The following is a 23,266-nucleotide window of genomic DNA, read 5'->3' as shown; positions in this document are numbered from 1 at the left end:
GTCGAGGTCAGATCAGTTTATGGCGCTGGCCTGCTGGATGCCTGCAGCTACTTCAAGATGCGGCAAGACTAGCGACTTGTAGCGTTCAGACATGGTGCCAAGGGTCAGATCCGCGGCCTGTCCGTTGATCTCATCGTTAAAAATTTCAACTTCAACCGGACCGCGATACCCGGCTTTGGCGACCCACCTGGATATGGCCGCGAAATCAATGTGTCCGTCACCCATCATTCCGCGCGATTGCAAGGCATTGCTGGCTATGGGCAGGTTGAAGTCGCAGATTTGATAACTGACCAAGCGGCGTTCGTGGCCGGCACGCTGGATCTGCTGCTGCAATTGTGGATCCCAGAAAACGTGGAACGTGTCAACGACAACACCTACTGCTTCGGAGGGATGCGCGGTGGCCAAGTCCAATGCCTGGCCCAGAGTCGATAACACGGCCCGGTCAACGGCATACATCGGGTGCAGTGCTTCAAGAACCAGGCATACTCCGTAGTCCATTGCGAGTGGAACCAGCTGATCTAGCGCGCGGGCGACTCGGTCGCGCGCCCCGACGATATCCTTATCGCTTGGATCCCCGGTGCCTCCGAGAATGTGGGCTGCCGAAGGCAAGCCACCAACGACCATGATCAGGTTTGGTGCATCTATCGTGGCTGCTTCTTCGATGGCTTTCCGGTTGGATTCGAAGGCTTCCTTCTGTGCTTGTTTTGATGTTGCCGTGAGGAACCCGCCACGGCAGAGGGTGCTGGCTTTGAGCCCGCCTTCCTTGATAATGGCTGCGGCGCGTTGTGCCCCACCAGCTTGTTCAATCAGGTGGCGCCAGGGACCGATATGGGTTAACCCGGCCTGTGCGGCAGCTTCGACAGCTTGCTGCAGGTTGAGGTTGGGGGTGGTGCCGGTGTTCAGCGACAGTTCGAAGCTCATGACACTCCTGTCAATGTTTGGGTAGACGCCTGGACGCCGCAAACAGCGAGGAGCTGTTCCATGCGTTCGGCAGCTAGCTCTGGGTTCAGCAGCAGGCCGGCGGAGTCGGCTAATACGAAGGTGCGGATCAGGTGAGGTATCGAGCGACCGGCTTGCAAGCCGCCAACCATCTGGAAGCCGCTCTGATGACCGTTGAGCCAGGAGAGGAAGGCGATTCCAGTCTTGTAGTAGAAGGTTGGGGCGCTGAAGATATGCAGTCCCAGCTCTCGGGTGGAGTCCAAGATGGTGCGTCCCCGTGTGGAATCTGCGGCATCGAATGCTTGCAGTGCTGTCGATGCTGCAGGGTAAATAGCCGCAAATATTCCCAACAAGGCATCCGAATGAAGCTCGCCATCACCATCAATGAGTTCTGGATAGTTGAAGTCATCTCCGGTATAAAGCCTGACCCCGGAAGGGAGAGCCGCACGAAGTTGCTTCTCGTGTTCCGCATTGAGCAGGGAAACCTTGACACCATCAATCTTTTCCGAGTATTTCTCCAAGATGGACTGAAATACCGAGGTTGCTTCGGCAATGTCGCTGGTTCCCCAGTAGCCGGCCAGCTGGGGATCAAACATCTCGCCTAGCCAATGGAGGATGACCGGTTCTTTCGCTGCTTCCAACAAGGTGCCATAAACCTGAACGTAATCTTCGGGAGTGCGCGCGGCCTTGGCCAAGGCACGCGAGCACATCAAGATGGATTTAGCTCCAGAGTCTTCTACCAGGTGCAGCATTTCGAGGTAGGCGTCAATGACCAGCTGCAACTGGCCGGATTCAACTGCCGATGCAGTCAGTTGATCGGTTCCCACGCCGCAGGCGACTATGTCGCGAACCGTCAGTCCAGTGAGGGCAGGGTACCGGTTCTCCGAGATGACCGTCGCTGCCTCTTGTGCCGACCGATTAATTAGTTCGCAAGTGGCGGCATAGTCCAATCCCATGCCGCGCTGTGCGGTATCCATTGCATCGGCAACACCCAGCCCATAGGACCAGAGCTCGTGACGATAGGCCAAGGTAGCGTCCCAGTCGACTACCGCTAATGAACCCGGTGTATTGTCTGCTCCCATGTGCGGAATCACGTGGGCTGCAGCATAGACCTTGCGTGAGGATATCGGGGCGTTCGGACGACGGAAGTCTCCGGGGCCCTGCATCTTGTAGGTGAAAGACTGCCCGTGCTCATCGATCAGGCTGAGTTCTGGGAAGCTGTTCCCGCTCATAGCGTGATCTCCGGAATATCCAGGGTCCGGCGCTCGGCAGCGGACTGCAGACCCAGAGTTGCCAGCTGTACTCCGCGGGCCGCCGAAAGCAGGCCGTACTTGTGTTCCCTTCCGGCAGCGACGTCTGCGAGGAAGTCTTCCCACTGCAGTTTGAAGCCATTGTCCAGATCCGCGTTGGCCGGGACTTCCAGCCACTGATCACGGAAGGACTCGGTAACTGGCAGATCGGGGTTCCATACTGGTTTAGGGGTGTGTGCGCGTTGCTGCGCCACGCACTTGTTCAGCCCAGCCACAGCCGATCCGTGGGTTCCATCAATCTGGAATTCAACCAGCTCATCACGGTATACACGTACCGCCCAGGAGGAGTTGATCTGCGCAATGACGGGATCACCCTGCGGTGTTTCGAGTTCAAAAATGCCATAGGCAGCGTCGTCTGCGGTGGCGGCATACGGTTCACCCTGCTCGTCCCAGCGGGTTGGAATGTGGGTGGCGGTTGTTGATGTCACGGTCTTGACTTGGCCGATGATTCCTTCCAGCACATAGTTCCAGTGGCAGTACATGTCGGTGGTCATGGATCCACCGTCCGCGAGGCGGTAGTTCCATGAAGGGCGCTGGGCTTCCTGGATTTCGCCTTCAAAAACCCAGTAGCCGAACTCTCCGCGAAGGGAGAGGATTCTTCCGAAGAATCCTTCATCGACCAGACGTCGTAGCTTGACCAGTCCGGGGAGGTAGAGCTTGTCGTGGACTACGCCGGCGGTAATTCCCCTGGCTTTGGCCTGCCGGGCCAGGTCGATGGCGTCGCTAAGTGTTTCTGCGGTGGGTTTTTCAGTGAAGATGTGCTTGCCTGCAGCGATGGCCTTGGACAGGGTGTTGTACCTGAGCGAAGTCATCGAGGCATCAAAGATGATATCGATGTTTGGATCGTCGATCAGCGAGTCCAGATCCGTGGTGTAGTGCTCTACTTGGTGTTTCTGCGCGAGCTCGCGCAGCTTGTCTTCATTGCGGCCAACGAGGATCGGCTCGACGGTGAGCTTGGAACCATCGGCAAGCGTGATGCCGCCTTGATCGCGAATGGGCAAAATCGAACGCAGCAGGTGCTGCCGGTAGCCCATGCGGCCGGTAATGCCGTTCATGGCAATTCGGAGAACTTTGGTATCTGTCACGAGATGCTCCTCGGCTGAAGTAAAAGGAAAAAATCTTGGGAATGCGCTTTCCACGATAGTGATGCAGAATTGAGGTGTCAACCATCACGGTATTTGAAAGATAAGCTTGTCCCAGCTTGTAGTGGACGAAAAGGATTTCAGATGGCTATTCGACTTACTGACGTCGCTAATGAGGCCGGAGTTTCATTGGCAACCGCTTCGCGCGTGCTCAACGGTTCCGCTCGTAAACCCGCTGCCGAAATTTCCGACAAGGTCCGCGCCGCGGCGGAAAAACTCGGCTACTTCCCCAACGCCCAAGCGCAAGCGCTTGCCCGCGCAACAACGAAGCTCGTTGGTTTGGTGGTCCGTGATATCGCGGACCCGTATTTCTCAACAATTGCTCGTGGTGTCCAGCGCGGACTGGGGGATAGCGGCACCCAGCTGCTCTTGGCCAGTACCGATTCCGAACCCGAGCGGGAAATTGAGGCCGTGAGGGCGTTCATGTCGCAAAGGACGGACGCAATTATTCTTTCCGGATCCCGCGGCCATTCCGAAGACGAGGGCCTGCTTCGGCTCATTGGGAACTACCAGGAGAACGGTGGCCAGGTTGTTGTCATTGGCCAGCCCCTGGCGAGCACCGGCGGTATCCAGGTGGACAATCAGTCCACCGCTGAAAATCTCGCAGGGGAGCTGATCAGAGCAGGTCACCGCAGGTTTGTTGTTCTTGCTGGCGATGAGAACCTGTTGACCTCCCGCCATCGCGCCCAAGGGTTCCTTGGGAAGCTCAAGCGAACTGGATTGGCGGCCATGGAGGTTGTCCATGGGGCGTTTTCCCGTGAGGGCGCCTATATGGCCATGAGCGACTACCTCAGAGAGCGCACGCCCGAGGAATCGGGCCAGCAAGTGTGCGTTTTTTGTGTTTCTGACGTCATGGCCCTGGGCGCAATTCGCGCGATCCGGGAGAGTGGGCTCCGCGTGCCCGAAGATATTGCCGTGGTGGGCTTTGACGATATCCCGACCCTTGAGGACGTCACTCCCACAATTAGCACTGCCCGCCTGCCGCTGGAGGAAATCGGCCGATGGGCTGGTGAGATGGTGCTAAGCCATGGGGACGCGCGCAAAACGGTGGTCACGGGAACTCCTGTATTGCGCGAATCCTCGGAGTTGCGCACGGAGAATCGGTGATACCGAACGTGCATCATGACATGTTCAAAAGTAATTGATGGATTTGCCTTCCCCTCTTGACTCGTGACTGGGGTCACACATAGATTGTTTGGGAAGCGCTTTCCAAAAGGCTAAAAATTGCGGTCAATTGTTGAAACCTCGCACTTACCGGCCCACTCAAGGAGGAGACCCCATGGACCAGAAGGCCAACTCAAGAAAAAGTCGACAGAAATTCGGTGCACGTCTGAGCAAGTCCGTAGCTGTTGCCGCGGTTGCTGCTCTGGCATTGACCGGGTGTGGTGGCAACGGAGGTGCCGAAAGCGCAGATGGCAAGACAGTACTTCGATTTTCCTGGTGGGGTTCCGATTCGCGGGCCCAAGCAACTAACAAGATCATCGAAGCTTTCGAGGCCGAGAATCCGGATATCGATGTCCAGGGAGAATACTCCGATTGGAGCGGCTACTGGGACAAACTGGCTACCCAAGTTGCCTCCAATGATGCCCCCGATATCATCCAGATGGACGACAAGTATCTTCGTGAATACGCGGACCGCGGTGCATTGCTCGACCTGACCGGCGTGGACGTCTCCAAGTTCGAAGAGGTGTCCATCCAGAACGGGACCACGGACGATGGCCTTGTCGGAATTACTACGGGTATCAATTCATTCACCCTGACCGCCAACCCCAAAGTCCTCGAAGAGGCCGGACTCGAAGTTCCAGATGACAAGACCTGGACTTGGGACGACTACCGGAAGATCACGGAAACCGTCAGCGAAAAACTCGATGGAAAATACGGTGCCGAAGCTCCCAACGAGCCTGCAGGATTGCAGACTTGGTTGCGACAGGATGGAAAGCATCTGACCGGCAACGACGGAGCACTGGGGTTCACTGCAGAAGATCTCACCGGATACTTCCAGCACCACAGAGACCTCCTGAGCGGTGGATCCTACCCTGAGGCTTCGGTGCTGGCGGAAAACCAGAACGCCGGGCCTGACCGTTCCATGACTGGCACTGGAACTGCAGCCTTTGGCATGTGGTGGAGCAACCAGCTAGGCGGATTGTCAGCAGCAGTTGGATCTGATCTGGTCCCATTGCGCTTGCCTAGCAGCACCGGCAAGGCTGAAGACAACGGTCTGTGGTACAAGTCTTCAATGATGATGTCCGGCTACGGTGGCAGCAAGCACCCGGATGAGGTCAAGAAATTCATCGACTTCATGGTGAATTCGCAGGAAGCTGGTGCGCTGAACCAGATGGACCGAGGCTTGCCAGCGAATCTTGATGTCCGCGAGAAGGTCGTTGCCGATCTGGATTCAATCGAAACTGCTTCAGCTGAGTTCGTGACCAGTCTGGAACCGGAGCTGCAAGGAACCGAAGCAATTCCTCCGATGGGATTCAGCGCTGTTCAAGACATCCTTTATCGCTACGAAATGGAAGTCTTCTTTGACCGCCAGAGCGTTCAAGACGCCGCGCAAAACGCTTTCAAGGAAATCGAAACCGCAGTATCCCCTTAGCAAAAGAACGCACGGGCCCCTTCTGGGGCCCATGCGTCGTTAATGCTACTGAAGATCCAATGTGCTCAAAACGTTCGGCGCATTCTCGCGCAAATGCTCGTCATCGGCATCCAGAAGCAAGCGCAACCATGTTTCATGCTGGGAGAGCGGAGCTACCAGACAGGCTGGATTGATCAGGTCATAGAGTTCATCAGGTGAACCGTAGGCAACAAACTGATCCAGATAAGCGAAAAGCACCTGCATGACCCGCTCATCGCTGGTCTCGCAGTTCCAAGCTTCGGTCATGGCTGCCAAGGCAGTATTCAGCGATGAGAAGGGGTGTGCCCAGTGAGCTGAGGAAAGATTCAAAATTCGCCCGTGGATGCCAGCTTCTGCCGGTACAACAACCTGGGAAAGATCAAAGTTTCCGTGCTCCAAACTCAGCGGAACCGTGCCCTGATGCAGGGCCGCGCTGGCCTTGGTCAGCGCGTCGATATGCGCGGCCAGATGATCTGCCTGCGCTCCGTCGATGTGCAACGGGTGTCCTGCTGGCAGGGAAACGTGCATCATCAGCGCCTGCTCGAACTGTTCTGGCAGGAACTGGGGGTCAACGACGGTGACGCCGGCATCAAAGAACTGGTCTTCACTACCCATCAGTGCCACTTGCAAGGACCCGAGTGAGGCCAGCGCCAGCTCCCAGTTTTCCACGGAATCCCCGAGATCCGCCATGGTGTGCCCGAAGTCCGGGCTCAGCATGTAGCCAGCGCTGCGATCCACCGCCAGCGGCATCACCACGCGATCAGGCAAAAGCTGTCCGGCCACCACGGTGGTGGCAGCTTCAGCAGCCAGCCCTGGGGCGTTGGCGCTGAAGATCAGGTCCGCTGCGTCGGTTTGCACCGATGCCTGGATCTGATGCAATTGGGCAGGCCAGAAGTCGGGACCTGAGGTGCGCTGGATGCCGTAGGCCTCGCAGGCCGCGTCGATCCATTCGGCGGTCGACTCACGCCAGTTATCGCTGTTGAACAAATCTATCCACTGTGCCACGTTCTTATCGTAGTATGTCGATGCAAACGCGTTCAGTTGCTACCGTATGGACTACGGCTAGTAATTTGCTCCCCTTTCGAAGGATTTCGATCGTGAACGCTTATCGACCTGAGTACCGACACCGTGATTACAAAGCCGTCCTCTTTGATCTGGATGGTGTGATTACACCAACGGCGCTGCTGCATCGCAGAGCCTGGCAAGAACTTTTCACTTCCTATTTTGAGCAACTCCCGGGCGTGGCCAGTTATACCGAGCAGGACTATTTCAACCTGCTCGACGGGCGCCCGCGCTATGACGCGGTGCAAGCCATGCTTGCCTCGCGGGGTCTCGAATTGCCGCGGGGAAACGTCCAGGATCCCGCAGGCCAGGACACCATCTGCGCACTGGGCAATATGAAAAACGACAAATTCACCGAAGTGTTGCTGCGTGATGGGATTGAGCCCTACGCGGGTTCTCTCGCCTACCTGCGCCAGGTTCTTGATGCCGGTCTCGACGTGGCAGTGGTGTCCTCTTCGCGCAACGCGCGCATGGTGCTTTCGGCCGCAGGCCTGGAAGAGCACTTCCCGCTGGTGATGGGCGGCCAGGAAGCAGCCGCCCGAAAACTGGCCGGCAAGCCTGCCCCGGATACCTTCTTGGCTGCCGCCGCCGATTTGGGCTGGCGTCCCGAAGAGTGCGTGGTTTTCGAAGATGCCACCAGCGGCGTGGCCGCCGCGCGGGCCGGGGGCTTTGGCGTGGTCGGTGTGGCACGGGAAGGGAATGCCGCCGAACTGCTGGAAGCCGGTGCGCATTTTGTCATCGAGGATCTTTCCGAACTGGTTTCCGATGAATCCGCGCAGAGCTGGGAGGACGATTCCTGGTCCCTGTTGCGTGATGAGCACCGGGACGCCGATGGTGCCCAGGATACCGTTTTCTCCCTGGGCAACGGCTTCCTTGGCGCCCGGGCGGCGCAGTTGGGCCTAGGCGATCAAAGCGGTGGAACGTTCATCAATGGCCTGCATGAGGCCTGGCAGATCCGGCATGCAGAAAGCGCCTTCGGCCTGGCCGAAACCGGTCAGACCATGATCAGCGCCCCGGATTTCAGGACGCTGCGCGTTTTCATCAACGATGAAGCCCTGGAAGTTGGCCGCACCGAGATGCTGCGCGATGAACTGCGGCTGGACTTCCGCGACGGGACCCTGTGCGCGCGAACCCTGTGGCGCACCGCCGAAGGACACCGCGTGGCCGTCATGGCCCGCACCATGATCTCCTTCACGGACCGCCACCTGGCCTTGCAGGATGTGCACGTGCGGCTGCTGGACGCTCCGGCCAGGGTGCTCGTGCAATCGTCGGTGGTGGGCTACCGCTCGCAGCGCACCGTGGCCTCGCCCGAGGAGACCGACGCCTCCGCTGCGGGAGTCGCGGATCCGCGCAAGAGCGAAGAAGCCAGCGAAAATCCCTTGCGCCCAGCCGGGCATACGGTGAACGGATCCCGCTTGGGCATCTCATATGAGGTCCCCGGGTCCGGCATGTCCGTGGCTGCGATGGTGGAGCACCAGGTGAGCACCACCGGCGGAGCCGACCAGCCGCTGCGCATTGACCGCAAGACCGCCGATGAGCGTGCCGACGAGGTCATCAGCACCCGGCTGGAAGCCGGGCAGGGCATCCGCGTGTCGAAGTACGCGGTCTACAACTGCTCGCGTCGCCACCCCGCCCAGGAAATGCTGCAGCGCTCGGATCGCGCACTGGATCACCTGGCAGAACAGGGCATGGACGGGCATTTCCGCGCCCAGCGGGACTTCATGGCCAACTTCTGGAAGCGCAGCGATGTCGTGGTGGATTGCGACGATGCCGGACTGCAGCGCAAGATCCGCTGGAACCTGTTCCAGCTGGCCCAGGCCGCGGGCCGGGCCGACGGTCTTGGCATCAGCGCCAAGGGCGTGAGCGGCAACGGCTATTCGGGACACTACTTCTGGGATACCGAAATCTACGTGATGCCGTTCTTGACCTATACCAACCAGCAATGGGCGCGCAATACGCTGCGCGCCAGGGTTGCGATGATCCCGGCGGCCACTCGACGGGCCAGCATCATGAATGAAGCCGGGCTGCTCTTCCCGTGGCGCACCATCAACGGCGAGGAAGCCAGTGCCTACTATCCCGCGGGCACCGCGCAGTATCACATTAACGCGGACGTCGTATATTCGCTCAACCGCTATCTGAGCGTTATGGAGGATGACGAATTCCTGCTCGCTGGTGGCGCCGAAATCCTGGCGGGAACCGCCCGCATGTGGGCTTCGCTGGGCTTCTGGCGCGGCCAAGAAGGCAATGAGCGCTTCCACATCCACGGGGTCACCGGCCCTGACGAGTACACCGCGGTGGTCAATGACAACTTGTACACCAATGTCATGGCCCGCTTCAATCTGCGCCGCAGCGCGCAGCTGCTGGTCGAACTCGCGCAGCAGCGGCCCGAGGACTACGCCAAGCTGGCCAGCAAGCTGGATTTGAGCGACGGGGAAATCGCCCTGTGGCTCAAGGCCGCTGACTGCATGCATATTCCTTATTCGGAATCTGTGGGAATCCACCCGCAGGATGAGCACTTCCTGAACCGCGAGGTGTGGGACCTGGCCAATACCAGCCCGGACAAACGCCCCTTGCTGCTGCATTACCACCCGCTGGTGATCTACCGCTTTCAGGTCATCAAGCAGGCCGATGCAGTGCTCGCCCTGTGGCTGCGCTCCAGCGATTTCAGCGCCGAGCAGAAGCTTGCCGATTTCAACTACTATGATCCGCTAACCACCGGCGACTCCACGCTGTCGGCTACCGTGCAATCCATTTTGGCTGCCGAGGTCGGGTACCGCGAGCTGTCCTGGGAGTATTTCGAGCACGCGCTGAATGTGGATTTGGAGAACCTGCATGGCAATACCGGGGACGGCGTGCATGTGGCTTCCACCGGCGGCGTCTGGTCCGGGCTGATCTATGGCTTTGCGGGCTTGCGTGATGACGATGACCGGCTCTGTTTTGATCCGCGCCTGCCCGAAGCATGGCGCTCGATCAGTTTCAGCTTGGCCTGGCATGGCATGCGCATTGCGGTGCGCCTGGAACGAACCAGCATCGCCTTCACACTTGAGGGCGCGCACTCGCGTCCGATTTGGGTGCGCGGGGAGCAGGTGGACCTGGTCCCGGGTGGCCGGGTCGTGGTTGAGTTGGCCGGCCAGGGGCCGGTGCGCGAAGGCCGTCCGAGCCTGGACAAGGTCCTTGAGCTGCAGAGCGAGGCCGGAGTCGACGTGCCCCGCAAAGCCTGGTAGGCCCGCGCGGCGTTAAATGACGAGGCGGTGCGGAACCTGATGGTTCCGCACCGCCTTGCCGCAGTCCAGTTGCGAGCGTTTGTGCTTTACAGCTTCATGTCTTCCAGGGTGCGTCCCTTGGTTTCCTTGACCATGAAGATCACGAAGAGCAAGGAGAGCAGTGCGAAGACCGCGTAGATGCCGTAGGCCAAGGCCAAACCTGCATCGGCCAGCGCCGGGAAGGTGGTGGAGACGATGAAGTTTGCGATCCACTGCGCGGCGGCAGCCACACCGAGGGCCATCGCGCGGATGGAGTTCGGGAAGATCTCGCCGAGCAGAACCCATACGGCCGGACCCCAGGTCGCGCCGAATCCGACCACGAACAGGTTGGCCGACACCAGGGCGATGATGCCCCAGCTGCCTGGCAGCGAGACCGCGCCATCGATGGTCACCGACTGGGCGAAGGCCACTGCCATCATCCCCAGGGACAGGGTCATGATGGCCGAACCGATGGTCAGCAGCAGCTTGCGTCCCAGAACGTCGATCAGCAGGACTGCCACGATGGTGGCCACCACGTTGGTCACCGAGGTGATCAGCGAAATGGTGAAGGAGTCCGATTCGGCGAAGCCCACCGACTTCCACAGGGTGGTGGAGTAGTAGAAGATCACATTGATGCCGACGAACTGCTGGAAGACCGAGAGCAGGATGCCAACCCATACCAGCGGGTGGAAGCCGAAGCGGCCCAGCAGGTCGCTGAACTTCTGGCGGCGTTCCACGTGCACGGTGGCGCGGATTTCTTCGATCTTCTTCTCGGTTTCCGCGCCAGCGTTCATGCCCATGTCACGGGTCAGCACGGCGGCGGCTTCCACGTAGCGGCCGCGCTCAACGAGGTAGCGGGGGGATTCCGGCAGGCGCAACGAGAGCACGCCGTACAGCACTGCTGGAACCAGCAACGAGAGGTACATCCAGCGCCATGCCGCCAGGCCGAACCAGCCGGTGGCGTCGGCTGAACCCATGACGAAGACCAGCAGCGCACTGACCAGGAAGGCCACGAAGATGCCCAGCACGATGGCCATCTGCTGCATGGTGCCCAGGCGTCCACGATGGGCTGCCGGGGAGACCTCGGCGATGTAGGCGGGAGCGATCACCGAAGCGAAGCCGACGCCGATGCCGCCAACGATGCGCCATACGATGAGGTCGGCGGCGCTGAAGCACAGGCCGCAGCCGATGGCAGAGATGGCCAGGAGAATGGAGGCGAAGAGCATGGTGCGCACGCGTCCCACGCGTTCGGAGACCACACCTGCTACCCATGCGCCAAGAGCTGCGCCCAGCAAGGCGCAGGAAACAGTGAAACCGATAGTTACCGCGTTGAGCCCGAATTCGTGCTCGACAGCGTCTACGGTGCCGTTAACGATTGATGAGTCATATCCAAAAACGAACCCACCCAGTGCCGCCCCAAGGGCGATGAAGATGAGTCGCGCGGAGAGTTTTCCGTCTGATGTTGTCGCAGTCACAATCAGCCATGCTATCCGATTTGGCAGGGGCGGAAATCGGTAATTTTCAGTTTTTGGTGGGATAACAATCACATTTTGGAAGGAGTCCTTACAAGATTTACCCAGAATGCCTTTCGGGCCACCATGCCTCTTGCCTAACCAGCGGGGGATTGCGCAAAAAAGGCCGGCCGGTGCCACGAGCAAAGTCGCAGCACCGGCCTGCCGAAAAAAATTTCTTAAAACTCTCAGGATTCGCTCGGGTTCTCGGCAAGATCATTGCCGCGCAGCTTGGCTACTGCGCGCATCGAGTGGAACACCACCAAGGTGGCGATCGAGCCCAGCGCGATGCCGCCGAGCTGGAACTGGCCGAAGGAGATATCGCTGGTCACGGCAATCGCGATAATCAACCCGGTGCCTGCGGTCATCAAATTGATCGGATTGCCAAAGTCGACTTTCGCCTCGATCCACAAGCGTGCGCCAACAATGCCGATCATGCCGTACAGGACAATGCCCAGGCCGCCGATGACACCCACCGGAATTGTGCCAACCAAAGCGCCGAACTTCGGCAAGAAGGCCAATGCCATCGCCACGATGGCCGCCACCCAGTAGGCGGCGGTGGAGTACACGCGGGACGCGGCCATCACGCCAATGTTCTCGGCGTAGGTGGTGGTGGCCGAACCGCCACCGAGCCCGGCAACGACGCTGGCAGCGCCATCGGCCATCAACGCGCGGCCATTGAACTTCGAGAGGTCCCGCCCGGTCATCACGCCAACGGTGCGCACGTGCCCGATATTCTCGGCAATCAGGACGAACACCGCTGGCAGGAACATCAGCGCGGTATCAAAGTGGAAGGTTGGAGTGGTGAATTGAGGCAGGCCGACCCAGCCGGCAGCCTGGACAGCGCTGAAATCGACTTGGCCCTGGACCAAAGCCAACAGGTAGCCAAGGACCAGGCCCACCAGGATTGACAGGCGACCCAGCAGGCCCTTGAAGGCCACCGTGGCCAGCACCGTGAAGATCACCGTCAAAAAGGTGGTCAGTGGGAAATCGGTCATGGGCGCCAGGGTTGCACTGGCCAGGTTCAGGCCGATCAACGCAACGATCGTGCCCATGACCACCGGAGGCATCAAGGAGTGGATCCATCCGGTGCCGGTCACCTGGACAATCAGCCCCACCGCAAAAAGCAGCGCACCGGTCATCACGATGCCGCCCAGCGCGCCAGCCATGCTGTGCGATTGGGTGGTGGAGATGACCGGAGCGATCATCGCAAAGGACGAGCCGAGGTAGCTGGGAACCTTGTTCTTGGTCATCAGCAAGAAGATGATGGTGGCCAGGCCGGTGAACAGCAAGGTGGTGGTTACCGGGAAACCGGTCAGGGTCGGGACCAGAATGCTGGAGCCGAACATCGCCAAAATGTGCTGGGCGCCAATGGAAATGGTTTGCGGCCAGTGCAGCCGTTCTTCCGGGGCAACAACTTCGCCCGGGGTGATGGTCTTTCCGTTGCCGTGAATGCTCCAGCTCATGCAATCCTCCAGATCGTGGCCCGCGCGTTTCAGGCCGTAGAGAATTCTACTCGGTTCCGCCGTGCCTGATCGAAGAAGGCCACCTCATGTTCGGAGGATCGCACGAAGGCCAGCCGCATCCGCTCGCGCAGATTGCCGTCGGCCCGCTTCCACGCGACGCGCACCATGTCGATGGCGCGCTCGGTGGCCAGATCGAATTCCTCCGATGCATAGGTCACCAGCCACTGCTTGTACGGGTGTTCTGGATGGTTGGCCGAGGCCAGGCGCTTGCCGATGTCCTGGTAGAGCCAATAGCACGGCAGGATTGCAGCGATCAGTTCCGCGTAGCTGCGCTTGGATGCGGCCAGATGGTTCACGTAGTTCAACGTGATGGCGCTGGGATTCGCGGCCCCTTCGGCCAGGTAGCTGCGATGCAACTGCAGTTCGCCTTCCAGGATTTCCCTGGCGGAGCCGGCCCAGAAGCGTTGCGCGTCAAGATCCGGGGCTAATGCGCTGGCTTCGGCCAGCACCTGGGCGTAGCGCTGCAGGTACAGCGCGTCTTGCGCCAAATAGTATTCAAAGTCCGCTGGGTCCAGCGTGCCTTCTGCCAGCTGGGCAATGAACTCCAGGTTGTCGATGGAGCCGCGCAGCTCATGGATCTGCTGCCACCACTGGTCCATTGGATCAGCTTCGCTGAAGAAGTCCGCAAAGTGGTTCACCGGGCCATGCCCGAGGCCGACGTTGAGTTCATCGGCAGCGCCGATGGCGCGGAACAGATAGGCCTTGGCCTGTTCCAGGGCGCTGGCCCAGTCGCCGCCCGATGCGTAGACCGTCGCCAAGGCGCTGGACAGGGTGCATCCGGTGCCGTGGGTGTTCTTGGTGTTGTGGCGCTGGTTGCTGAACTCGGCCAATACTCCCTGGTAGGAGACCAGCGCATCTGGACAGAGGTCCTCGGCCAGATGCCCGCCCTTGGCCAGAACCAGTGCATCATGCTTGGCAGCCAGCCGCTGGGCCTGTTCCAGGACCTGCGGCCAGTCGGCCGCTGCCGGCTCACGCAGCAAGCTTGCCAACTCCAGCAGATTGGGCGTGATCACCGAAGCGCGGTCCAGCAAGGAATCGAGCACCGCCTCATCTTCCAAGAGCCGGTCCCCGCTGGTGGCTACCATGACCGGATCCAGTACCACCGGGGCATCCACGGTATCCAGCCATCCGTTGACGGCGCGGATGATCTCCTCGTTGGCCAGCATGCCAATTTTGATGGCATCGATCTGGACGTCGGCGCTGATCGCATTGAGCTGAGCGAGCACGAACTGGCCATCAATGGCCCGTACCGCGCTGACACCTAGCGTGTTCTGCGCTGTCAGCGCCGTGATCACGCACATGCCGTAGCCGCCGTTGGCGGCAATGGCCTTCAGGTCAGCTTGGATTCCTGCGCCACCGGAGGGGTCGGAGCCGGCGATGGAGAGAATGTTTTTCACTGCGCTGCCGCCCACGCTGCCACAAGCTGGCCGCTGGCAGCTTGCGGGTCGTCGGCATTGCAGATAGCACGGACCACGGCCAAACCGGCTCCGCCGCCAGCGCGGATGGCGCTGGCATCCTGCGCGGTGATCGCCCCGATGGCTACGCAGGGCAGGGAGGTCAGCGAGGCGGCGCGGGCAAAACCGTCCAGCCCAATCGGGGTTGGATGATCCTTTTTGGTTGGAGTGGCACGCACTGCGCCGACACCCAAGTAGTCGATCGCCTCAGCATCGAGGTTGGCCTGCGCCAGCTGGTCATCGGTGGAAGCGCTCAAGCCGATGATGCCTTCGCCCATGATCTGGCGTGCCAGGCTCACCGGGATGTCCTTCTGGCCGATATGGATTCCACTGACCGCTGCCCCGGCCGCACGGGCCGCCAAGAACACGTCGATCCGGTCATTGATCAGCAGTTTCGCCTTGCCGTCGGTCAGGCGGGCCGCGGCGCAGGCCAGTTCGAAGAATTCGCGCGCGGTCTCATCTTTGGCCCGCAGCTGGATCCACTCGATGCCGCCGGCCACCGCCCCTTCAATGACTTCCAGGGTGGTGCGTGGCGTGCAGCTGGCGGTGTTGGCTACTAGGTATGCGCCGATATTATCCATGGTTCAATTCCTCGTACTTCAAATTCTGTAGTTCTTCAGGTTCCGTGGCGGCCAGGGCATCAAGGAAGGCCACGGAAAAACTCCCCGGACCGTTGCTTGCCGCCAGCGCCTTTTCTGCGGCGAGGCCATAGAATCCGTGGGCAGCGATGGCCGCGTCAAAGGGGTCCTCGTGCACCGCGAGCATGCCCGCGTTGAAGGCGCCCAGCGCGCATCCTCCACCAGTGATTCTGGTCAACCCGATCCCGTTGGTATGCACCAGCACGGTGCGCTTCGCGTCGATGATCGCGTCCGCTTCACCGGAGATGGCAACAACGCACCCGTGTTCCTTGGCCAATTCGCGTCCGGCATCCAGGGCTGCCTGCACGGTATCTGCTGCATCAACACCTCGGCCGCTGGAATCCTTGCCCGCCAAGGCCAGGATTTCCGAGGCATTGCCGCGGATCAGGGCCGGACGCTGATGCACAATGCGTCGTGCGAAGTCGGTGCGCACCGAAAGAGCGCCCACGGCCACTGGATCCAATACCCAGGGGGTGCCAGCCGCGCTCGCCGAGAGGACCGCTTCCTCCATGGCAACCATTTGCTCGGTGCTTGGAGTGCCCAGATTCACCAGTACCGCGGAAGCCAAGGCGGCAAACCCTCCGGCCTCGCCGGGCAGGTTGGTCATCGCCGGCGAGGCGCCGGAGGCAAGAAGGACATTGGCGGTGAAGTTGGTGACGACAGTATTCGTCAGGCAAAAAACCAAGGGGGAGCGTTGCCGGTATTTTTGGGCAACGGTAGGCAGAGTCATGCGACATCCCTCCGCTAGCGTGAACTAGATCAGGTTCGACGGGTTTCATCTCAGTCGGCGTCTCCGACACCCCGTGTCACTGATTTAGAGAGTACGCAGAAGGGATGCACAGAACAAATCCTCAAGGTTTGCGTCGTGCCACCAACGCCTTGAGGGTTGCGGCGTCAACATGCTGCGCCGCCGCCAGTTTCCACAGCTGGTCCACCGCGGCCACCAGATCTCCGTGGGTATCAACAGATCCGGGACGTTCGCTCACTACGGTGCCGGCGCGGCGCCTCGAAGAAATCAGCCCTTCGGCTTCCAGCTCCTTATAGGCGCGAGCCACCGTTCCGGCTGCAACCCCCAAGTCCGTGGCCAGTGCGCGAACAGTCGGTAGTCTGGTGCCCGGCGACAACTCGCCAAGGTTGACGAGTGCGGCAATCTGCGAGCGGATCTGCTCATAGGGTGCGGTGGCTGCCTCAAGGTCCACACTGATCTGTGTGCTCATGCGGACGTACTTGTGGAAATGCGAGCTTCCGGACGCTTGACCACTAATAAGGATGGAATGCAGAAGAGCCCGACGCCTATGGCAATCACCGCTGGCTCATCGGATGACGCGAGACCGGGCAAGAGGAGAAATGCACTGCAGAGCACTCGCAGTGCGCGGAACTCCAGGATTTGCCGGTACCAGATCTCCTGGGCGGCTGTGAGATCCCACGGTACCGAGCAGTGGCGGATCCACCAGCGGTATCCGGCTGCAAAAACTAGCAGCCCAGCGATTATTCCTGTGGTGATCCATGGGGGAACTATCAATTCCGTCCCTGGGGACAATGTCTGCGGGGCGTAAAGCATGACGCTGCCACTGATGATGAACAGCGCTGCTGCGGTGTACACCCAAACTGGGAGGTTTCGGGTTTTGGGCTCACGCGATGACCCCAGCTTGGCTCGCTGGTGCGCGTAGAGCGCGAAGCCCGCTGAGATGGCCAGGTAGAGGACGACTGCTGCCGCACCCCAAAGGAGCATGAACTCGTAGCTTTCGGACTTGGCCCTTGCGGCGCCACGTGCTAGTGATGCCTGGTCGAAAAGGTAGCCGCCAGCAATCCCGATAATGTAGGCGGCGGCGATCACCACTGTGTTGGCGATAAAGGACACCGCCAGGGTGTGATCGCGCATCCGGGTAAAAGCGGTGGTATTGCTATTCCTTCCCGCCATTGGTGCCGCAAACTTCGGGGCCCAGATGAATAATATGAAGCCAAGCGCCACGAAGGCAAAAGTGGGAACCGTATTCCACCCGTCGCCCAGGACTGGCTTCGCGTAGGTGATTGCTGCACCGATAATGCCTAAAAGTGAGAAGCCGCAATTTCGCAGCAACCTATTGAGCCACACCGAGCGTAATTCCTGGTTGTGGGTTGCGGAAATCCCGGCCAGGGGCTTGCGCTTGAGAATGATGAGAGTGATTGCCGCCGTTGCGAGCAGTACTGCGAGGATGCAAATCGCAAACATCGGTGCAACTTCAGTGCCTGAACGCCACCTGGAAAGGCCATCCCAATCGGCACCAGGGATGTCTGCATAATCCCCTGTGTCCGAACCTTCACTGTCACCTTTTGAAACAGTGGCTGCGACCTGGGACATCGGCCACAGCATGCAGAAGGCGAAGATCGCCAGCGCGCCAACAAAAGCCCCTAATTTACGCGGAAAAGGCGTGGCCAGGCTGCGCGGTTCCAATGATGCAACGCGAACCGCCTGCAGTTCTTTCGGCCAGGTAAACAGGCCGATGATGTAAACCAAAGCCAGCCAGCCAGCACCACTGAGCACGATGAGCACCCGGACGAGCATCGGCTGCGATTCTCCGGGAGCGGACCAGACTTGGGAGAGGTCCGAAGAGGTCGAGGTGAAGAATGCAATTAGCGCGCACCAGAACGAATGTGATTGCGCCCGCTGTATCGCAGCCGTGGCCCTGCGATGCGCCACGGAACGCAGCCAAAGATAGGTAGCAAAGGCAACCAAGGCTATTGTCAGGGCGCTCGCCGAAATTTGCTCCATGCAATTTAATGTATCAAACGGTTGATACATAATGAATCCTTCGGCGCATTAATCGAGGGAATTTCCGTTCGGTGACGTACGCTCAAATCATGGGTCTGTTTACTTCCACTCCGTTGCCCGAGCCGGTCGGCGATTCCGCTCCTCCGGTGGACGAGCATCCTTCACGAATTGCCACGGTTCTGAACCATTTGCGCCGTTCTGCTGACACCCGAATCACCCACCCGCGCCGCTTCCGGATCCAGCAATTGCGCGCGCTGGAGAAGATGCTCGACGAGCATCTTGACGACTTTGTGCAGGCACTGAATGACGACCTCGGAAAGAGCCCCACCGAAGCCAAATTTGCCGAGGTCGACGTGGTGCGCGCAGAAATCGATTTTGCGCTGAGGCATCTGGCCGAATGGATGGACAGCACCGGCGTTAAGGTGCCGCTGGCGCTCCAGCCGGCCATCGCGAAGATCGAGCCGCGACCCCTGGGCGTGGTCTTGATTATTGGCGCATGGAACTACCCGCTGCAGCTGGTGCTTGCGCCGCTGGTCGCCGCCATTGCCGCCGGCAACGCCGCGGTACTCAAGCCCTCGGAACTCGCCCCGGCCACCTCGGGGGCCCTGGCCAAGTTCCTCCCGCTGTATCTGGACGAGCGGGTCTTCGCGGTCATCGAAGGCGGTGCGGATACCGCCTCCGAATTGCTGGCAGCACGCTGGGACCACATCTTCTACACCGGCGGGGAACGGGTCGCGAAAATCGTCGCGATGGCGGCCGCCCAACACCTGACTCCCACCACTTTGGAACTCGGAGGCAAGTCCCCCGCTGTCGTTGACAACCACTCGCTGGCCACTGCCAAGCGCCTGGCCTACGCAAAGTTCATGAATGCGGGCCAGACCTGCGTCGCACCGGACTACATCCTGTGCATCGGCGATGCCACGCCATTGATTAGCCGGTTGGGGCAGGCCATCTCCGGTTTCTACGGCAAGGAGCCGATAACCCACCCGGACTTTGGCAGGATTGCCAGCCACCAGCATTTTGAGCGCTTGCTGGCCATGATGGAACAGGGCGAGGTGGTGTTCGGCGGTGAGTATGACGAAGCAACCCTGCGCATCGCCCCGACCCTCATGCGCAATGTGGACCTTGGAGGCACCTTGATGAATGAGGAGATCTTCGGTCCGATCCTTCCGGTAATCGAGGTCGAAACCTTCGAAGAAGCGCTGGAGTTCATTGCCCGACGCCCATCACCGCTGGCCGCGTACCTCATGAGTGAGAGCCCGCGGTTGCAGTCGATTTTCTCCGATCGGGTTCGCGCCGGGGCTATCGTGCACAACGCCCCGCTGGCCCAGATGGTCATTCCCACCCTGCCGTTTGGCGGGGTGGGGGCCAGTGGAATGGGCTCGTATCACGGCAAGCATGGCTTTGACCGGCTTTCGCAGATGCGTTCAGAACTCAACAAAACCACGGTGGTGGATACCCTGAGCGCAATTTATCCTCCATATTCGTGGGCCAAGCGAAAGATTATTGATCGCTTACTGTAGCGCGGTTCATAGCTATGAGACTGCTCAGGGTGCTTGGATTGAAAGGTTGGAAATTTCTAGGCATCAGGAGATGTAACGCATGACTGAGCCCGCACCGTCGCAGGACGGCCTGAAGCGTGGCCTCAAAGCTCGCCATATGCAGATGATTGCCATTGGCGGCTCAATTGGTACCGGACTATTCGTCGCGTCCGGCGGCACGATCTCTGAAGCTGGCCCCGGTGGCGCGCTGGTAGCCTATGCCCTGATTGGCATGATGGTGCTGCTGCTGATGCAGTCGCTGGGCGAGATGAGTGCGCGGCTTCCGGTGGCAGGTTCATTCCAGACCTATGCCACCGTTTTCGTTAACCGGCACTTCGGCTTCGCGATTGGCTGGAACTACTGGTTCAACTGGGCAATTACCGTTGCCGCCGAGCTGGTAGCGGCAGGCATCGTGATGTCCTACTGGCTTCCGGATGTTCCCGGCTGGATCTGGGCGGCGATCTTCTTGGTGCTGTTGACCGGACTCAACGCCTTGTCAGCCAAGGCGTTTGGCGAGGGCGAGTACTGGCTGGCGGCAATCAAGGTCATCACTGTCATCGTGTTCCTGATCTGCGGTTTCGCGATGATCTTCGGCATAATCGGCGGCACCTCGCCTGGCTTCAGCAACTGGACCGATGGCGAAGCGCCATTCGTTGGCGGTTGGCTGTCCATCGTCTCGGTCTTCATGATCGCTGGATTCTCTTTCCAGGGCACCGAGCTGGTTGGTGTAGCTGCTGGTGAAGCAGAAAACCCCCAGCGCGATGTTCCGAAAGCCATCAAGACGATCTTCTGGCGCATCATGCTCTTCTACATCGGCGCCATCTTTGTGATTGGCATGTTGATCCCGTATCTGGATCCATCGCTGCTTTCATCCGAGGCATCGGACATTGCTACCTCGCCATTCACCCTGGTCTTCGAGCGTGCGGGCATCGCTTTCGCTGCGGCGTTGATGAACGCAGTGATCCTCTCGGCCATTCTTTCGGCAGGCAACTCGGGCCTGTATGCCTCTGCGCGCATGCTTTACTCCATGGCCAAGGATGGGAAGGCGCCGAAGATTTTTGGACGCCTCAACAAGCGTGGTGTTCCCGTGCCAGCCATGCTCTTGACTGCCTCAGTAGGACTTTTCGGATTCCTGACGGCAATTATCGGTCAGGGCGAGGCGTACACCTGGCTGCTGAACGTGTCGGGCCTTTCCGGGTTCATCGCCTGGGTGGGCATTGCGGTGAGCCATTATCAATTCCGCAAGGCGTACGTGGCCAGCGGCCAGGATCTTGCCGACCTTCCGTACAAGGCGCCGTTGTTCCCGCTGGGCCCAATTCTCGCCTTCGTGATCTTGCTGGTTGTTATCGCCGGCCAGAATTACCAGGCGGTGCTGGACGGCAACCTGCTGCAGATGGCATCAAGCTACGTCGGCCTTCCGATCTTCCTCTTGCTGTGGCTGGGCCACTGGCTGGCTACCCGCAAGCAGCCAGCCGAGGCCATCGACCCATGGACCGCGAAGCTGAACTAGCCAGCTAGGGCAGCATCAACAATCACCCGAGCTTCTGCGAGCACCTGCTGCAGATGCTCGGGTGATTTTGTTGACTCTGCATAAATTTTGTAGATGTCCTCGGTGCCCGAAGGGCGTGCCGCGAACCATGCGTGCTCGCTGGAGACCTTCAGGCCGCCAATGGCGAAACCGGCTGCTTCGGTCACCTTTGCGGTGATCGCATCCCCAGCCAATTCGGTGGCGGAGACCATCGAGGGATCCAACTTGGAGAGCACAGCTTTCTGCTCGCGGTTTGCCGGGGCATCAAAGCGGTCATAGAAACTCGAACCGTGGCGCTCCACCAGCTGCGCGTGCAACTGGCTGGGGCTCTTGCCGGTGACCGCACGCATCTCGCTGGCCAGCAGGGCGAGCATCAGCCCGTCCTTGTCGGTGCTAAATGCCTTGCCGGACAAGTCCAGGAAGCTTGCTCCTGCGGACTCCTCGCCGCAGAAGGCCACCTTACCCGAGGCCAGTGGTTCAACGAAGTACTTGAAGCCCACCGGCACCTCGCGCAGGGTCCGGCCATGGGAGGCCACCACCTTGTCGATGAGCACCGAGGAGACCAGGGTCTTGCCGATCTCGGCATCCGCCGGCCAGTTCCCGCGATGGGTCAGCAGGTAATCGATGGCCACAGCCAGGAAGTGGTTCGGGTTCATCAACCCGGCATCCGGGGTGACAATGCCGTGGCGATCCGCATCCGCGTCGTTGCCGGTGGCGATGTCGTACTTTTCGCGGTTGGCCACCAAGGATGCCATGGCGTGTGCCGAGGAGCAGTCCATGCGGATCTTGCCGTCTTTATCCAGGGTCATGAACCCGAAGCGCGGGTCGACGCTCTCGTTGACGACTTTTAAGTTCAGGCCGTAGCGGCGTCCGATTTCACCCCAGTAGTGCACCGAAGCCCCGCCCAGCGGGTCGGCGCCGATGGATATGCCGGACTCGGCGATGACCTTGAAGTCGATGACCTCAGCCAGGTCGGTAATGTACAGCTCGCGGAAGTCGAAAGGCTTGGCCGCGGCTTCTCCCCGCTTGATCTGCCCGCTGGCCAACAGCTCATTGGCGCGTGCGGCGATCGGACCGGTGATTTCGGATTCTGCCGGGCCGCCGTGGGGCGGATTGTACTTGATGCCGCCGTCGGTTGGCGGGTTGTGCGATGGGGTGATGATCAGTCCGTCCGCCTGATCGCCGCCCTTGGCGTTGTGCACCAGGATTGCGTGGCTAACCGCCGGGGTAGGGGTCAGGCCGTCGTCGGCGAGAACCTCGATGCTGTTACCCGCCAGGACCTCGAGGGCGGTCTGGTAGGCAGGGTCCGAGAGCGCGTGGCTGTCCTTGCCCACATACATTGGGCCGGTGATCCCCGCTGCAACACGGTAGTCCACCACGGCCTGGGTGATGGCGGCGATATGCGCCTCGTTGAAGGTCCCGCTCAGCGAGGTGCCGCGGTGCCCCGAGGTGCCAAAGATGACTGCCTGGTCGGGGCTGTCGCTGGAAGGAATGATGCTGCTGTAGGCATCGAGCACCTCCTGAAGATTGATCAGGTCGGATTCGTTGGCTGGTTGTCCAGCTCGAAGGTGTGCCACAGATTGCCTCTCAGGTTGATGCGCTTTATGCGAATTCATAGAAGAATAGTAAGTGTGAGCTACTATCAGTATCCGCAAAATCCCTACCAGCCACCGAGAGAGCCCACAGGATTGTCCGTGGCTTCCCTCGTGCTGGGCATCTTGTCGATGTTGGGCTTTGCTGCCATTATCCTCGTTCCGCTGGCCGGAGTCATTACCGGGCACCTCGGTTTACGCCGCGAACCGCAATCCAGGGGTTTGGCCATAGCTGGCCTGATCACCTCGTGGATCGGATTGGCCCTAGCCATAGTCGCCTACGCGGTGATCATCTGGTTCATCTGGTTCATTGGTTCCGAATACGGGGATTATTCCTATTACGAGAATATGACCTACTCATAAGCCCAAAACTGCGCAGAATCTCCCCGCATACAACAATGGCTGGCCCCGAACG

At 60.0% G+C, this 23,266-nt stretch carries 18 protein-coding genes and 1 riboswitch; of the genes, 6 read left to right on the top strand and 12 right to left on the bottom strand.

The genetic code is table 11. From position 1 onward, the window contains the following. Positions 1 to 12 precede the first annotated feature (12 nt). From AC6CHO_RS06070 to AC6CHO_RS06060, 3 genes are read right to left on the bottom strand one after another with little or no spacing between them, the layout of a single operon-like run. Positions 13 to 921 (bottom strand): sugar phosphate isomerase/epimerase family protein, encoded by a 909-nt coding sequence (locus tag AC6CHO_RS06070; RefSeq protein WP_498214157.1) that lies wholly within the window; start codon positions 919 to 921, stop codon positions 13 to 15. Further along, positions 918 to 2,171: a dihydrodipicolinate synthase family protein gene (locus AC6CHO_RS06065; RefSeq protein WP_498214156.1), complete on the bottom strand. Its 1,254-nt coding sequence runs from the start codon at positions 2,169 to 2,171 to the stop codon at positions 918 to 920. Before AC6CHO_RS06065 ends, AC6CHO_RS06070 begins: the two co-directional genes overlap by 4 nt. Then, the gene (locus AC6CHO_RS06060) at positions 2,168 to 3,304 is read right to left on the bottom strand and encodes a Gfo/Idh/MocA family protein (RefSeq protein ID WP_498214445.1); all 1,137 of its coding nucleotides are present in this window, start codon (positions 3,302 to 3,304) and stop codon (positions 2,168 to 2,170) included. The genes AC6CHO_RS06065 and AC6CHO_RS06060 overlap by 4 nt, the downstream gene beginning before the upstream one ends. 171 nt (positions 3,305 to 3,475) lie before the next feature. Here AC6CHO_RS06060 and AC6CHO_RS06055 point away from each other — a divergent pair, with 171 nt between their 5' ends. Together AC6CHO_RS06055 and AC6CHO_RS06050 are read left to right on the top strand one after the other, a co-directional pair. Further along, positions 3,476 to 4,498, top strand: coding sequence for a LacI family DNA-binding transcriptional regulator (locus AC6CHO_RS06055; RefSeq protein ID WP_498214155.1), 1,023 nt, complete (start codon positions 3,476 to 3,478; stop codon positions 4,496 to 4,498). A 172-nt stretch (positions 4,499 to 4,670) separates the two neighbouring features. Next, entirely contained in the window at positions 4,671 to 5,987 is a 1,317-nt protein-coding gene (locus tag AC6CHO_RS06050; protein WP_498214154.1) for an ABC transporter substrate-binding protein, read from the top strand. Positions 5,988 to 6,032: 45 nt separating this feature from the next. On the opposite strand, the gene AC6CHO_RS06045 is transcribed toward AC6CHO_RS06050, so the two are convergent. Next, complete coding sequence (locus AC6CHO_RS06045; RefSeq protein ID WP_498214153.1) at positions 6,033 to 7,010, bottom strand: hypothetical protein; 978 nt, start codon at positions 7,008 to 7,010, stop codon at positions 6,033 to 6,035. Positions 7,011 to 7,102: 92 nt separating this feature from the next. Between AC6CHO_RS06045 and AC6CHO_RS06040 the strand changes: the two genes are divergently transcribed. After that, a complete protein-coding gene (locus AC6CHO_RS06040; RefSeq protein WP_498214152.1) occupies positions 7,103 to 10,291 on the top strand; it encodes a beta-phosphoglucomutase family hydrolase in 3,189 nt (1,062 codons plus the stop codon). Positions 10,292 to 10,377: 86 nt separating this feature from the next. On the opposite strand, the gene AC6CHO_RS06035 is transcribed toward AC6CHO_RS06040, so the two are convergent. The 7 genes from AC6CHO_RS06035 to AC6CHO_RS06005 form a co-directional block, all read right to left on the bottom strand. Then, positions 10,378 to 11,784 (bottom strand): sugar porter family MFS transporter, encoded by a 1,407-nt coding sequence (locus AC6CHO_RS06035; protein ID WP_498214151.1) that lies wholly within the window; start codon positions 11,782 to 11,784, stop codon positions 10,378 to 10,380. A 224-nt stretch (positions 11,785 to 12,008) separates the two neighbouring features. After that, positions 12,009 to 13,286, bottom strand: coding sequence for a uracil-xanthine permease family protein (locus AC6CHO_RS06030; protein WP_498214150.1), 1,278 nt, complete (start codon positions 13,284 to 13,286; stop codon positions 12,009 to 12,011). Positions 13,287 to 13,315: 29 nt separating this feature from the next. Continuing rightward, positions 13,316 to 14,743, bottom strand: a complete 1,428-nt coding sequence (gene thiD / locus AC6CHO_RS06025; protein WP_498214149.1) for a bifunctional hydroxymethylpyrimidine kinase/phosphomethylpyrimidine kinase — start codon at positions 14,741 to 14,743, stop codon at positions 13,316 to 13,318. Then, positions 14,740 to 15,381 carry a thiamine phosphate synthase gene (thiE, locus tag AC6CHO_RS06020; protein ID WP_498214148.1) on the bottom strand — a complete coding sequence of 214 codons (642 nt, stop codon included), beginning with the start codon at positions 15,379 to 15,381 and terminating at the stop codon, positions 14,740 to 14,742. Before thiE ends, thiD begins: the two co-directional genes overlap by 4 nt. Continuing rightward, positions 15,374 to 16,168, bottom strand: coding sequence for a hydroxyethylthiazole kinase (gene thiM, locus AC6CHO_RS06015; RefSeq protein ID WP_498214146.1), 795 nt, complete (start codon positions 16,166 to 16,168; stop codon positions 15,374 to 15,376). Before thiM ends, thiE begins: the two co-directional genes overlap by 8 nt. Further along, positions 16,158 to 16,252, bottom strand: a riboswitch (TPP riboswitch). It overlaps the preceding gene by 11 nt. 37 nt (positions 16,253 to 16,289) lie before the next feature. Further along, positions 16,290 to 16,655 (bottom strand): GntR family transcriptional regulator, encoded by a 366-nt coding sequence (locus AC6CHO_RS06010; RefSeq protein WP_498214145.1) that lies wholly within the window; start codon positions 16,653 to 16,655, stop codon positions 16,290 to 16,292. Then, entirely contained in the window at positions 16,652 to 18,190 is a 1,539-nt protein-coding gene (locus AC6CHO_RS06005; protein ID WP_498214144.1) for a hypothetical protein, read from the bottom strand. The genes AC6CHO_RS06010 and AC6CHO_RS06005 overlap by 4 nt, the downstream gene beginning before the upstream one ends. An 89-nt stretch (positions 18,191 to 18,279) precedes the next feature. Here AC6CHO_RS06005 and AC6CHO_RS06000 point away from each other — a divergent pair, with 89 nt between their 5' ends. Both AC6CHO_RS06000 and AC6CHO_RS05995 read left to right on the top strand, forming a co-directional pair. Beyond that, positions 18,280 to 19,713, top strand: coding sequence for an aldehyde dehydrogenase family protein (locus AC6CHO_RS06000; protein ID WP_498214143.1), 1,434 nt, complete (start codon positions 18,280 to 18,282; stop codon positions 19,711 to 19,713). Positions 19,714 to 19,792: 79 nt separating this feature from the next. Next, the gene (locus AC6CHO_RS05995) at positions 19,793 to 21,241 is read left to right on the top strand and encodes an amino acid permease (protein ID WP_498214142.1); all 1,449 of its coding nucleotides are present in this window, start codon (positions 19,793 to 19,795) and stop codon (positions 21,239 to 21,241) included. Here AC6CHO_RS05995 and pgm read toward each other — a convergent pair. Then, positions 21,238 to 22,875 (bottom strand): phosphoglucomutase (alpha-D-glucose-1,6-bisphosphate-dependent), encoded by a 1,638-nt coding sequence (pgm, locus tag AC6CHO_RS05990; RefSeq protein ID WP_498214141.1) that lies wholly within the window; start codon positions 22,873 to 22,875, stop codon positions 21,238 to 21,240. The genes AC6CHO_RS05995 and pgm overlap by 4 nt on opposite strands. A 15-nt stretch (positions 22,876 to 22,890) precedes the next feature. On the opposite strand from pgm, the gene AC6CHO_RS05985 reads away from it, so the two are divergent. Next, entirely contained in the window at positions 22,891 to 23,214 is a 324-nt protein-coding gene (locus tag AC6CHO_RS05985; RefSeq protein ID WP_236995224.1) for a DUF4190 domain-containing protein, read from the top strand. The last annotated feature ends 52 nt before the right edge of the window (positions 23,215 to 23,266 follow it).

Source organism: Glutamicibacter sp. GQ173, from assembly GCF_059759215.1.
Note: the sequence above shows the minus strand (reverse complement) of the source record. Positions and strands in the feature narration are given on the sequence as shown.